At 27.2% G+C, this 14,051-nt stretch carries 11 protein-coding genes; 3 read left to right on the top strand and 8 right to left on the bottom strand.

What is annotated here, in order from left to right; translation table 11 throughout:
• Positions 1–142: 142 nt before the first annotated feature.
• The 3 genes from AVBRAN_RS11015 (at position 143) to AVBRAN_RS04000 (ending at position 3,281) form a co-directional block, all read left to right on the top strand.
• Positions 143–988, top strand: coding sequence for a molybdopterin-dependent oxidoreductase (locus AVBRAN_RS11015; protein WP_275591993.1), 846 nt, complete (start codon positions 143–145; stop codon positions 986–988).
• An 8-nt stretch (positions 989–996) separates the two neighbouring features.
• Positions 997–2,625, top strand: coding sequence for a molybdopterin-dependent oxidoreductase (locus AVBRAN_RS11010; protein ID WP_275591992.1), 1,629 nt, complete (start codon positions 997–999; stop codon positions 2,623–2,625).
• Positions 2,626–2,732: 107 nt separating this feature from the next.
• Entirely contained in the window at positions 2,733–3,281 is a 549-nt protein-coding gene (locus tag AVBRAN_RS04000; protein ID WP_239803609.1) for a hypothetical protein, read from the top strand.
• Between the two features lie 319 nt (positions 3,282–3,600).
• On the opposite strand, the gene AVBRAN_RS11005 is transcribed toward AVBRAN_RS04000, so the two are convergent.
• The 8 genes from AVBRAN_RS11005 to AVBRAN_RS03960 form a co-directional block, all read right to left on the bottom strand.
• Positions 3,601–4,776, bottom strand: coding sequence for a methyl-accepting chemotaxis protein (locus AVBRAN_RS11005; RefSeq protein ID WP_275591991.1), 1,176 nt, complete (start codon positions 4,774–4,776; stop codon positions 3,601–3,603).
• Positions 4,773–5,264 carry a PAS domain-containing protein gene (locus AVBRAN_RS03990; RefSeq protein WP_214118998.1) on the bottom strand — a complete coding sequence of 164 codons (492 nt, stop codon included), beginning with the start codon at positions 5,262–5,264 and terminating at the stop codon, positions 4,773–4,775. The genes AVBRAN_RS11005 and AVBRAN_RS03990 overlap by 4 nt, the downstream gene beginning before the upstream one ends.
• A 117-nt stretch (positions 5,265–5,381) precedes the next feature.
• Positions 5,382–7,334, bottom strand: a complete 1,953-nt coding sequence (locus tag AVBRAN_RS03985; RefSeq protein ID WP_239803608.1) for a methyl-accepting chemotaxis protein — start codon at positions 7,332–7,334, stop codon at positions 5,382–5,384.
• Positions 7,335–7,488: 154 nt separating this feature from the next.
• Positions 7,489–8,076 carry a response regulator transcription factor gene (locus AVBRAN_RS03980; protein ID WP_214118426.1) on the bottom strand — a complete coding sequence of 196 codons (588 nt, stop codon included), beginning with the start codon at positions 8,074–8,076 and terminating at the stop codon, positions 7,489–7,491.
• Positions 8,076–9,368, bottom strand: a complete 1,293-nt coding sequence (locus AVBRAN_RS03975; RefSeq protein WP_214118428.1) for an HlyD family type I secretion periplasmic adaptor subunit — start codon at positions 9,366–9,368, stop codon at positions 8,076–8,078. Before AVBRAN_RS03975 ends, AVBRAN_RS03980 begins: the two co-directional genes overlap by 1 nt.
• Positions 9,365–11,500, bottom strand: coding sequence for a type I secretion system permease/ATPase (locus AVBRAN_RS03970; RefSeq protein WP_239803607.1), 2,136 nt, complete (start codon positions 11,498–11,500; stop codon positions 9,365–9,367). Before AVBRAN_RS03970 ends, AVBRAN_RS03975 begins: the two co-directional genes overlap by 4 nt.
• A complete protein-coding gene (locus tag AVBRAN_RS03965; RefSeq protein WP_214118432.1) occupies positions 11,497–13,389 on the bottom strand; it encodes a LapD/MoxY N-terminal periplasmic domain-containing protein in 1,893 nt (630 codons plus the stop codon). Before AVBRAN_RS03965 ends, AVBRAN_RS03970 begins: the two co-directional genes overlap by 4 nt.
• The gene (locus AVBRAN_RS03960) at positions 13,386–14,051 is read right to left on the bottom strand and encodes a transglutaminase-like cysteine peptidase (RefSeq protein WP_214120625.1); all 666 of its coding nucleotides are present in this window, start codon (positions 14,049–14,051) and stop codon (positions 13,386–13,388) included. The genes AVBRAN_RS03965 and AVBRAN_RS03960 overlap by 4 nt, the downstream gene beginning before the upstream one ends.

The following is a 14,051-nucleotide window of genomic DNA, read 5'->3' as shown; positions in this document are numbered from 1 at the left end:
TTTTTTAAATATTTATAATAATATTTAAATTAATAAATATCAAGCTTTTAAAATTATTCCATTAACTTATTTTCATATTTTAATATTATAATTTTTATATAACTTAAAAAATTAAGTTTTATTTAAACTAAAAGGAGAATTTATGGAAAAGTTATCTCGTAGAAGCTTTTTAAAAGGTGCAGCAGGAGTAGCAGCTAGTGCGTCAAGTTTAGGTGCTGTTGATTTTGTAGCAGGTGATCCAATAGGTGCAGTAGATGGATTTAGTGCTACGCACTTTGGAGCTTTTTATCCTATTGTTAAAAATAATAAATTAGAAAGCATAATACCATTTGAAAAAGATGAGTGTCCTACAACATTATTACAAGGAGTTTTATCTAGAACCTATGCTCCAGATAGAATTAAAAACCCAAGCGTTAGAAAAAGTGTTTTAGAAAAAGGATTTGAAAAAGCTCCTAAAAACTTAAGGGGTAAAGAAGAATTTGTTGAGATTACTTGGGAAAAAGCTTATGAATTAGTAGCTAATGAGCTTAAAAGAGTTTATGAAAAATATGGCTCTAATGCTGTTTATGGCGGTAGTTATGGTTGGTATTGTGTTGGAAATATAAATAACCCACAAAGCTTACTTGGAAGAATGTTAAATATAGCTGGAGGTTGCACTACTAGAACTCTTACATACTCAACTCATTGTATTCGTGCAATTACTCCTTATATTAGTGGTGTTGATGAATCAAGTGCTAAGCAAACTTCTTGGGACAATGTATTAGAACACTCAAAAGTGGTTGTTTTATGGTCAAATGATATGATTAATACAAATCAAATTGCTTGGGGTGTGCCATTACATGAAACTTACCCTTATTTAGAAAAATTACAAGCATTAGTTAAAGATGGAAAAATAAAAGTAATTAATATTGACCCAGTATATAATGATACAGCGAGATTTTTAGGTGCTAAGCAAGTATTTATTAATCTACAACCGATGTTGCCTTAGTAGAAGCAATGTGTTATCATCTAATTAAAAACAATCTTCACGATGAAAAATTCCTTAAAAAATACACAGTAGGATTTGCTAAATTAAAAGAAAGATTATTTGATGAGAATAATCCAAAAACTCCTGAATTAGCAGAAAAAATTACAGGTATAAAAGCAGAAAAAATAAAAGAATTAGCAGAACTTATGGCTAAAAATAGAACTATGATTATGGCAGGTTGGGGTTTTCAAAGGGCTCATCACGGAGAACAAGCTCACTGGGCTATGATAACTCTTGCATCTGTTTTAGGACAAATTGGACTTGATGGTGGTGGATATGGGTTTGCATATCATTATGCAGGTGGGTTACCAATTCCAGGCTCTCTAACTTTAAATGGTGCTGGAAGTGGAGCTACATTTGACACGAGCAAGGATTTTGCTGGATTTCCAGGAATTGGTGGTATAAGTGTTAGCCCATCAACTAAAGGAGAATGGAGTAATAGAGAAAACGAAGTAATTCCTGTTTCAAGAATAGTAGATATGCTTGAAAATCCTGGCAAAGAATATGATTTTAATGGAAAGAAAAAAGTATTTCCTAATATAAAATGTATCTATTGGGCTGGTGGTAATCCAATGCACCATCATCAAGATAGAAATAGACAATTAAAAGCATTTGAAAAAGTTGATAGTTTTATAGTTCAAGATTGTTTTTGGACTGCTAGTGCAAGACATGCTGATTTAGTTCTACCAGCTACTACTGAAATAGAAAGAAATGATATAACTAAAGCAAATACTAACAGATATATATTTGCAATTAAACAAGCCATACAACCACTTTACAATGCGAAAAATGACTATGATATTTGTTGTGGTATATTAAAGCATTTTGGAGATAACGCATTAAATGCCTTTACAGAAGGTCGCGATATGATGGGTTGGGTGCAATATTTTTATAATGAAGCTCGCGATAAAGCAAGTGCTACAGGCCTATCAATGCCAACCTTTGATGAGTTCTGGGCTAAAGGCTATGTAGAATTTAAAGCTCCTGAAGAAGCTAAGAATTTCGTAAAAATGAAAGATTTTAGAGATGACCCAATTACTAATAGATTAGGAACTCCAAGTGGTAAGATAGAAATATTTTCTAAAAAGATTGATAAGTTTGGCTATGATGATTGCAAAGGCTTAGTTCAATTTTATGAACCAGCTGAATATTTAGGCAATGCTAAAAAATATAAATTAAATCTAATCACTCCACATCCAAAGTATAGATTACACTCACAACTTAATAATACTTTTTTAAGAGATTTTGAAGAAGTAGAAGGAAAAGAAAGCTTATGGATGAATCCAATTGATGCAAAAGCTCGTGGTATTAAAAATGGAGATATAGTTCGTATATTTAATGATAGAGGAGAAATACTAGGTGGTGTTTTAGTAACTGAATATGTTAAACCTGGTGTAATTAGAATGCAAGAAGGCTCTTGGTATAATCCTAATAAAAAAGGCTTATGCTTACACGGAGATGTGAATGTGCTTATAGCTGATATTCCAAGTAGTAAACTTGCTTGTGGTAATCAAGCAACTGCTTTAGTAGAAATAGAAAAATATACTAAAGAAATTCCAGCACTTGATTTATTTAGACAACCAAAGTTTAAAGCATAAATTAAATAAAGCCTAAAAGTATATTTTAGGCTTTAAAAATACTTATTAAGATAAGTAATAAAAACAAATAATAATAAGTATAAAAACATTTATAAGGATAATAAAAAATGAAAAAACTAATATTATTAAGTTTAATTACAAGCTCATTATTAGCTAATAATTATGCTTTAGAAAACACTCCTTTAAGTATTAATAATAAAACAATAGGAACAATTATTATAGGAACTAAGTTTGATATAGTTAAAAATGATAATAATAAAAGTGAGATAAAACTTACAGGCTATCGTCCTAAAGGCGGAAAAGCTATTTATGATACTTTAGGTGTCTTATCAAATAGTGTAAATCTTGATGATGCTAATGCTGTTAAAGTAATAGGAACTAAAGTAGATGATTATGATAATACTTGGGAAGTAGTAGAGATAGTAGCTAGTGTTGATAATACTAAGATTACAAATAAAGATATTATAGAAGATGGTAAGGCATTATTTGAAGAAAGATGTGGTATATGCCATGCTTTACATGCTTATGATGAGTTTAGTAAAAATGTATGGCCAAGCACAATTAAATCTATGCAAGATAATGCAAGTTTAGATGAGAATGAATACTATCAAGTAGTAAAATACTTACAAAGAGTAGCTCCTGGCGATGATGAGTGAGTATGTTTTAAAAGTGTAAGTAAATACTAAAAAAGATTAAGGAATTTAAAAGTTTGTTTTTAAATTCCTTTTGAGTGTTTTTTTAAATATCTTAGTGGTTTATTAGGTTTTAAAATAACTTTAAGGACTATTAATAGGCTTTTAAATATATAAAAAGTTGTTGCCGAAGTATTTTCATTCATTTATAGAATGTCAAAAGAAATGAAATGATTTTGAATTTATATAAAATCACTCTTAGTATAATTTATTTTAAAAACGAAATTGAATATATTTAAAGGTTTAAGGAATTTAAAAATTTATTTTAAATTCCTTATTTAAACTAGCAATTTTTACACATATTAAAGATTAAATCATCAAATCTTTTCACAAGTCTTACTTGCTCGTCTAATTCTTCACAATTATAAAGCTCTTCGTATAAAGCTAAAATATCTTTAAATATACCTTCTTGCTCTTTTTTAATTGATTTTGCAATGTTTTCTTCTAATGATTTATTTTGTTTTAAATTCTTATTAAGCAAACATCTAATCGCATCATCTTTATAAAGTAATAAATGTATTTGTATAAATAAATTATTTTGCAATCTACCACTATTTTGAGCATTATTAAAGTTATTTTCAGATAATTTTTCATAAGAACTTAAAGTATCAAAAAACTGATTTGTTTTTTCTTGATTTTTATTGCTAATTTCTGAAACTTGATTTGAATATTCTAAACACTTTTTAACACTTTCTTTTAAAGAATTTATATTCAAATTAATAGTATTAGTAGCTTCTTCTGTATTATTTGCTAATTTTCTTACTTCATCAGCAACTACCGCAAATCCACGACCATGCTCTCCTGCTCTTGCTGCTTCAATTGCAGCATTTAATGATAATAATTGAGTTTGGTCTGTAATGTCTTTTACCATTTCAATAATTTTTGATATTTCATTTGTTTTTTCATTTAGACCATTGATTAAATCAGTAAATAAACCTATGTAATTTTGTAATTCATTTGAGCTTTTTGACAATTCTTTTACCATAGTTTGAGTAGTATGCGAATCATCTGCAATTTGCTTTGAAGAATTTAAAATGCTATTTAAATTAGTTTGATTTGTGCTTAAGCCATTTGTTAAAATATCAATTATACCTGAATCATTGTTGTTTTGTTGAACCTTAATACTAAGTTCATTTAAGCGTTGAGTTTCTATACTTTTTGCAATTCCTAAAATAGCACTTACTAAATTATCAGCAGTGCTTTTAAATCTACCTTTTAAACCTACACTATTAATATTTCTATAAGTTGCACCAGAAAAAGCAACCTCAATAGAGCTAGCAACTTCTCTTTGCCACACTTCTATTTGGTCTAACAAATTATTTAAATGATTTGCTAATATTGTGTATTTTTCGCCCTTTATACCAGTAACTCTTGATTCTAAATATCCATTTGAAGTTTGCTCTAAAACTTCTATAATTTTATTGAATGCTTCATCATTATTTTTATTAAATATACTCATTTTAGCCCCTGAATACCTATCATAAATTCGTTATAACCTTTATTTTCTTTTTTCAAAATATCTTCTATAATTTTCCAAGAAGCATCAACTCCTTGAGCTTTCTCAACTTCAAGCATTTTAGCATATAAAGCAATAATAACTTCTTTAGCTTTTTTACCTATTTTTCTTCTAACTGAATAATATCCTATCGTATTACCAGATAAATCATAAGATATGCTAATATTGGCAAATACCCAATAATATCCACCATCAAATGTTCTATTTTTTACGAAAGCATAAACTTCTTTTCTTCCTTTTAATTGTTGCCACAAGTATCTAAAAACTGCTTTAGGCATATCTTTATGTCTTACAACATTATGTGGCTTATTTAAAACTTCATTTTCTGTTGAACCTATAATTTTTAAAAAAGATTCATTAGCATAAGTAATATTACCTTTAATATCTGTTTTACTAACTATAAAGTCATTATCTAATAGTTCCTTTTCCATTTTTCCCCAATCTTTTTTTAGATATTTTTGTATCAAAAAATAATTTTATAATATCTTCATTATTGTAAAATAGAGATATTATATTTTTGTAAATTTATTATCGTGAAATAAATTTTATTACTCAAACTTATTCTTCATAACAGCTTCAACAGCAATGCTAGCCATTAAATCTACTTCATCTGATATTTTATTAGTATTATCAGCTACTACTACATTAGCACGTGTTAGCTCATCTATACTACTTATTGCTTCATTTATTTGAGATATTGCTTGAGTTTGTTCTTTAATGCTTTCACTCATATCATTTATACCTTGAGTTAATACATTAACACTTGCTTCTATTTCTGTTAGTGATTTTTGAGTGCTTTCAGCTAGTTTTCTTACTTCATCAGCAACTACAGCAAACCCACGCCCATGCTCACCTGCACGTGCTGCTTCTATTGCAGCATTAAGTGCAAGTAGATTAATTTGTTCTGCTATATCTTTAATCATAGTAATAACATTTTTAATATCTTCTCCGTTTTTAATAACTTCGTTTGATTTTTGATTTACTGCATGCATAGATGCACTCATCTCTTCTACTGCTGCTGCACTTTCTTGTAAGCTACTTGCTTGCTTTCTTGCACCTTCGTTTATATCACTAACACTTGTTTTTAGTATTTTAGATTTATCTTGTAGGTTTCTTGCAGTTTCAAGATTTGTTTTTAACATATCTCTTATTTGCTTACCTAACATATTAGTTGCAAGTTCTACTCTACCTTTAGCATTTTTTATTTCATTTCTAAAGTCGTTTTGGCTATATTCATCAAATATCTTTTCAATTGAGTTTGTATTAGCTCCAACTTTTTCTTCTAAAGTATCAAGCATTTTATTTAAGACATTTTTTAATTCAATTAATTGTGGGTTTGCAGGATTTAGAGTAATTCTTGCTTTTAAATCTCCGCTTTCAATTGCTGCTGCTGTTTGAACGCTTTGTTCTACTGCTTCTTCATCTTTTAATAAAGATAATTTAGTTTTTTCTATATTATCATTGATTGCTTTTGCCATAGAGCCAAATTCGTCTTTAGAAGTGATTGCGATTTTGTTAGCATCATTTTTTTCATAATTTAAAAATTCAAAAAATTCAGTTAAACCATTTTGCATAGCAATCATAGGATTTAAAGATTTTTTGATTAAATAGTATAAAATTCCTATAACTACAATAATAAATATTATAAACTCATAAATTGAATTCATCATACTATTGTGAATAGTATCATCAATATTTGCCTTTGGCATAATTGAGCAAACATCATATCCTGTTAATTTATCTTCTAAACAATAAGCTATATATTCTTTATCGTTTTTATTAAATATAAAATTACCACTATTATCATTTTTATAATAATTTTGTAATTTACTTACAAATTCTTTTTTCCATTCAGGATTTCCTAAATCATCTTTATTAGAACTTGAAATAATCTCATCATTTTTATCTAAAATTATAGTGCTAGAATTTTTTAAAGAATTTGCTCTAGTAATCTCATCGCTAAAATCATCAATTAAAATATTACCACCAACAACAGCTACTATTTTATTATCAATTACTACAGGTGCAAAAATAGTTGTAGCTGATTTTTTACTTGAAACATCTTGATATACTGAAGATAAATTTGCTTGTTTTAATTCTAAAGCTTCTTTATACCAAGCTATAGTTCTACCATCAAAATTAGGGATTAATCTAAAAGTTAAATCAGATTCAGCCTTATAAACATCGCCATTTGTTAAACCTACAAATAAACCTTTAAAATCTAAAATCTTATTATCATCTTCTATTATTTGCTTAATAAAATTTGGGCTTACATCTTTTGCTTCTTCAAATTTTTTAGCAATTTTTTTAATATTATTTAATTTTACATCTATATAAGAATTTATATACAAATTCTTTAAAGTTATATCATTTCTATTTAATTCATTGTAATTTGAATTAATAATAGTTTTAACTCTATTTAATTCGTATGAAGTTAAAATTACTGATGCAATTATTAAAACTGCGGTAAGATATATGGAAATTTTTTGTGATAGTTTCATTTAAATCCTTTTTTGTAATAATTTAAAAAGGCGTAGTATAAATAAACAAAGTTAAATAAAACTTAAGTAATAATAATTATTAATTAAAAATATTAACTAAAAGAATACAATTTTAATCCTATTTTAAACAAGAATTTAAAATAGGACTTTATATTTATTTATCAATATTTTTTAAAGCCATTACGAATTGAATTCTATTCTTAACCCCTACTTTTTGATAAATAGTTGAAGTTATAGCCTTTATAGTTCTTTCACTAAGCTGCAAAATATTAGCAATTTGTGCGTTGTTTAATCCATCTTTTATATAATTTGCAACTACTTTTTCTCTATCAGTTAATAATTCATATAAATCATTATTATCTTGTTTATAGCTTTGATTAATAAGACTTATCATATTACTAATAATATCAGGCAATAACCATATACCGCCATTACTAATACAATTAATTGCATCTATAAAGTGAATTTTTTGCATTCTTGCGTTTGCATACCCTTTAGCATTGCCATTTAAAAACGCTTGAGATTCTATAAAATTTGGATTTTTTGATATAGCTAGACATTTAAAATTATATTTTGATAATTCTTTTATACTATCAATATTATCGCAAATTATAACATTAGCATCTTTGTATTTAGCTATTATTACATCTAAATAATTTGTTGAATATACATTAAAATCATTCAATATTTCTTCTAAATAAGTTCTTAGCTCTTTATCTTCTACATTTATAATTATTTGCATTATCTTTCCCTTAAAGCATTTTGTTTGGTTTTAAATATTGGTTTTAATAAATAATCTAATATAGTCTTTTTACCAGTAACAATATCAGCATTTACTATCATACCCACCTTAATATTTAGTGGGTGCTCATCTGTTCCTAGATGATTTTTTTCTGTTACGATTTTTACTAAATAAAAACTCTCTCCTTTATCATTGGTTTCTGTATCGGCACTAATTTGCATAACTTGTCCTTCAAGTCCGCCATAAATACTAAAATCATAAGCACTTACCTTAATAATAGCTCTTAAACCTTCTCTTAAAAATGCCACATCAGCAGGTTTAACCTTAACTTCAGCAATCAATCTATCATCAAGTGGAACTATTTCAGCTATATTTTCACCTGGCTTGATTACTCCTGAAACAGTATGAACATTAAGCTTTGAAACTATACCATTTACAGGGCTTTTTACTAAGGTTCTATCAACCCTATCATCAAGACCTATTTGGCTTTTATTAATTCTAGCAATTTCAGCATTTGTTTCATTTAATTCTTTTTTAGAATCATTAATAAAACCTAATCTTATTTCATTTAATGTAGCTTCTAATTTAGGTAGCGATAATCTTGCTTGAGATAATTCTCCCCTAATATCATTTAATTGTCTGCTAATTTGTAAATATTCAACTTCACTTACACTACCTTTTTTATAAAGACTATAAGTTAAATCATTTTGTTTAGATACTAAATTATAACTCGTGCTTAGATGGTTGATTTTTGATTTTAGTTCCTTTATTTCGCTTTCTTTTTGAGAAATTTTTTCTTTTAATTGCTCTATATTACTCTCATATAAACTTTGTTCGTTTTTTAAAGTCTGTGGGAAAATTTTATTTACTTCATCTTCGCTTAAAATACTAATATCAAATTCTTTACTATTTGCTTGAGCAAAAAGCCTAATTTTTTTAGCCAAAAGCTCACTAATTTTTACTTCACTCTCGCCTAAAGAACTCTCAAAACTTTTATTATCAATCTTAAGTAATACTTGACCTTTTTTTACAACATCACCTTCTCTTACTAATAATTCTTGAACTATACCACCTTCTAGGTTTTGAACTACTTGGTTTTGACCACTAGGTACTACCTTGCCCTGCCCCCTTGTAATCTCATCAATCTCTGCTACACTCATCCAAGCAATCAAACCAATTACACAAGTAATAATTATATAAAGCATAGTTTTTGTTTTTTGAGAGCTTTTTGATAATACAGCTTGTGATAAGCTATTCATAAAATCTAAATCATCTTTTGTATAGTTTTTCATTTACTAGCTCCTAACTTTGCTAAAACTTCTTCTTTACTTCCATCTAAAACTACCTTAGCATTATCAATTACAATTATTCTATCAACTAGATTAAGAAGTGATTGTTTATGAGTAATTACTATTAATGTTTTATCTTTGCAAGCTTCTTTTAAATTATTTATAACTTTTGCTTCTGTTTGAGTATCTATTTGATTTGTTGGCTCATCTAGTAGCATAATAGGTGTATTTGTTATAAACGCTCTTGATATTGCAATAGCTTGTCTTTGACCCCCACTTATACCTTCTCCACGCTCATAAACAGGCATATCAAATCCAAGTGGGTGAGAATTTACAAATTCACTAACGCAAGAAATATTTGCAGCTTTTATAATTTCTTCATCACTTGCATAAGGTGCTTTATAAACTATATTTTCTCTTAAAGTGCCTTTAAATAGCATAATATCTTGAGAAACATAGCCAATATGCTCTCTTAAATCCACTGGGTCAATTTGCTCAATATCAATACCATCTACATGAATACTACCTTTACTTGGCTCATAAAGTCCCATAATTAATTTTTCTATAGTTGTTTTTCCACTACCATTTTTACCGATAATTGCAACTTTTTCTCCAGCATTAATTTTAAAGCTAACATCACTTAAAGATTCTTTTTTAGCTTCTGGATAAGCAAATGAAACATTTTTAAACTCAATACCACCTAAGAAATTATTTCTTCTTACGAATTTTTTGCCATTTTCACGCTCTACTGGCATATTCATAATATCATTAAGGCTCTTATAAGCTGTTTTAGTCTGCTCGTAATTTGATATAAGAGAAGCTACCTGACCCATAGGAGATATTGCACGAGAACTTAAAATCACACTAGCAACAAGACCACCCATACTAAGCTCCATATCCTTAATCATATAAACACCTAATACAACAATAGCAATAGTGTTAAATTGAACTAAAAACCCTGTAACCATAGGAATAGAACTAGATAATAATTTATTTTTTATACTTTTATTAGCAATTTCTCCTGTTGCTTCTTCGTATATCCATTGAGAAGAAGATGCTGCACCTAAAGTCTTAATTGTCTCAAGTGTATTTAAACTCTCAATTAAAACACCATTTTTAAATGCACTTGCTTGATATGTGCTTTCTATTGAAGTTTGTAAAGGTTTTCTAATACTAAATGTATAAATTAAAATAAGTATCATCACAACAACAGGAACTACTACTAAATGCCCTGCTAGAAAATAAATTGTTGCTAAAAATATTATACAAAATGGCAAATCCACAATAGCAGCAATACTAGCATTTGCAAAAAAACTTTTAAGCGTATCAAATTCTTTTAGATTTTGTGCAAAAGAACCAACACTAGCAGGTCTAGAACTTAATTTAATATCCAACACTCTTTCATAAATTAATGAGCTCATAATAATATCGCTCTTTTTTGAAGCTGTTTCTAAAAAATAAGCTCTAACTAATTTAATAATCATATCAATTGTATAAACAACAAATACTCCTAAAGCTAAAACCCATAAAGTCTCAATTGCATTATTAGGCACAACCCTATCATAAACATTCATTGTAAAAAGCGGACCTGCTAAAACAAATAAGTTTATGATAAATGAAGCTAGTAAAACATCTACATAAATTGATTTTGATTTTTTAAGCGTATCCCAAAACCAATGCTCATTAGGGTTATTTTTAAGATTATTTATTTCATTTTTAATAACAAATTCTCTTTTTAAATAAAAAGCATAGCCTAAATATTCTTCTTCAATTTCTGCTTTGCTAACCAATGTAGCTGCACCATCAAATCCTGGAAAAATAATACTTAATTTATCATTATCTTGAAAACTTTGTAAAATACATGCTTTTTGGTCTTTTAGCATTAAAATACAAGGCAATACTAAATTAGGAATATCTTTTAAATCTTTTTTCACTAATGTGCTAGCAAAACCAGCTCTTTTTGCAGCTCTACTAAAAAGAGATTTTTTATTATTTTTTGAAAATAGCTCTATACCGCCTAAATTTTTATCATAAGGCAACCCAGCCGTAAGTGCTTCGGCACTATAAGGATTGTTATAAAGCTTAGTAAGAATAACTAGACAATCTAGCAATTCATCTGTTTTTGTATTTATCATATTTCTTCCTTAACTTTACTTGTGTAATTTCCTTGAACTAAATTAATATTTAATTCTTTTATTTTGTTGTAAGTTTCTTCATCTTCTATACCTATTGCAATTATTTTTATTCCTTTTGAATTTAAGATAATTTCTAAAGCATTTTTAGCCCCACTAGCATTAACATCTTCTAATAAATCAAGCAATGTTCTTGCCTGAACTTTAATATAAGAAATATTTAATTCATTTAAAATACTTAAGTTTTCTTTGTTTAAAGTAAAATGGTCAAGCCCTAAAGCTATATCATAAGTCTTAGCAAATCTTGAAAACTCAATAAGATTTCTAATATTTAATTCCTTACTCATAGCAAGTTCTAAATAAACTTTTTCATTTTTTCTAGTTTTGAATATTTTTTCTAATTTTTGATAATTTTCTGCTTTTATTAAATCATTTGAAATATTTACAGAAATTCCTGATTTAAATTCTTCACTTAAAGCCTTACTTAATACATAAATATCTAATTCTTTTGATAAATTAAGCTCATTTACAATAGGCATAAAATAAGAAGCATTTTTTAATTCATTTTTATATTTTAATCTCAAATATAATTCTTTATGATATACATTATTATCAGTATCTAAAACTTCTTGGCTAGCAAAACAAAAATCATTATTATTCATAGCGTTATAAATAAATGTTCTAAATTGCTCTTTACCTAAGATAATATTATCAGAATTATTTGATTTGTTTAAAGAATAATTAGTCTTATTTTTAATTAACAATAAGTCTAGTTCAGCAAGAATTTCATTTAGCTTTTTTCCTTCATAAGAACTTAAAGAACTGCTTATTAAAAACTCACTATCATCAAGTCCAAATTCTTTAAATAAATCTTTTATTTTATTTAGATAATTTACGCAGTTTTCTTCAAAACCTAAAGAATTCTCGCCTAAAACAGCGAAATCATTTTCATTAATTGAAAACACACATTCACTATCAAAAACCTTATCATTATCTCTTAAAATATCTGATAATCTTCCTAAAAATTCCATAGATTTATTAAAACCTAAAATCTTTTTTAGATTATAAGTTTCTTTAATACTTAATAAAAAGCAATATCCATTTGAATATTCTTCCCTACTTTTAATTGATTCAAATTTATTTATAAAATATCTTCTATTAAATAGCTTAGTTCTTTCATCTTTATAAAGCAAATCATTATATTTATCTAGCGTTTCGCTCTCTTTATCAAATATATCTTTAACCTTACCTACCATTGAGTTCATCGCCATTACCATTTTTCTGACTTCTTGGGTAAATGGTAGTTTATTTTGTATTATAAACTCGTGTTCAAGTATAGCTTCTGCTTGTTTTCTAACCTTATTTAGTGGTGCTAAAATCGCTTTTAGTGAAAAATAAATTAAAATCATAGAAACTATAAAAATAATCACTAAATTAATAAACAATTCTTTAAGGGTTGTATAAAGTTGCTCGTAAGCAAATGCAGGGCTAATTTGCACATAAATAGTGCCTATTTTATTCCATTGTCTAATCTCAAAACTCTCAACAGGAGTGCTAATATTTACAAGTTTTACAAATAAATCACTAACTCCATAAAATACTTTTTCTTTACTTTTATCATAAACTATCTCATCATTTGCGTCAGTGAATTTAATTTCTTGATAATATCCACTATCAAAAATAGCATTAATCATAAGCTCAACACTATCTTTATCAACATTATCTAAAGTAGCAATTGATAATCCTAGCGAAGTTGCTGTATGCTTTGCATTTGCACTTAATTGCTCGTTTATAAAATCATTTGTAGTTTGATAGTTTTTAACACCAACAATAGCTATTATAATTAATATAAAAACTATAGCACCTAATAAAATTTGCTTAAATAAAGTCATAAATCACCCTTTTTTAAATTCTCTAAATAACTAGACCAATCTTTTGTATATTTTGAAGATTTTGCCGATAATTTACCGCTTGATGCTTGTTGTGCTAAAAATAAGTCTTTAGCATTAAACGATAACACAGGCTTTAAATCAACTCTTTTGTTTGCTCTTTTAATTGAATTTGTATTACTATCTAAAATAAAAGGAATATCGTTAGGTTTTTCATAATATGCTAAAACCATATGAGAAATCCATTTACCATTTAAATTAGCATATACGTATGTAAAAAATAATTTTTCTTCACTAACTCCTAAATCAAGTAAAGTAAGATATTTTGCAATTACGAAATCTTCGCAATCTCCAAAACCCTTTCCAAGCGATTCAAATCTATTAGCCCAATAATCAGTCTTACCCCAAGTTATCATATCATCTTGCCATTTTATAATACTTGGGTCATTAAAAAATTCATTAACTTTTACTAATTTATTTGCATCATTTGTATTTTGTATATCTTGCATTAACTTATCTAGTTTTTCAAGTCTTTTAACACTAACTTGTCCGTAAGTCTTCTCCATTCTAACATAAGTTTGTGGTTTAATGAATGAAGAACTAGATAAACTAATACCGATAAAAAGAGTGAATAAAATCACTCTTTTAAAAATTCTACTATACAT

Origin of the sequence: Campylobacter sp. RM12651, assembly GCF_022369475.1 — a bacterium.
GTDB lineage: Bacteria > Campylobacterota > Campylobacteria > Campylobacterales > Campylobacteraceae > Campylobacter_E.
This window is presented reverse-complemented; position numbering and strand designations above follow the sequence as displayed.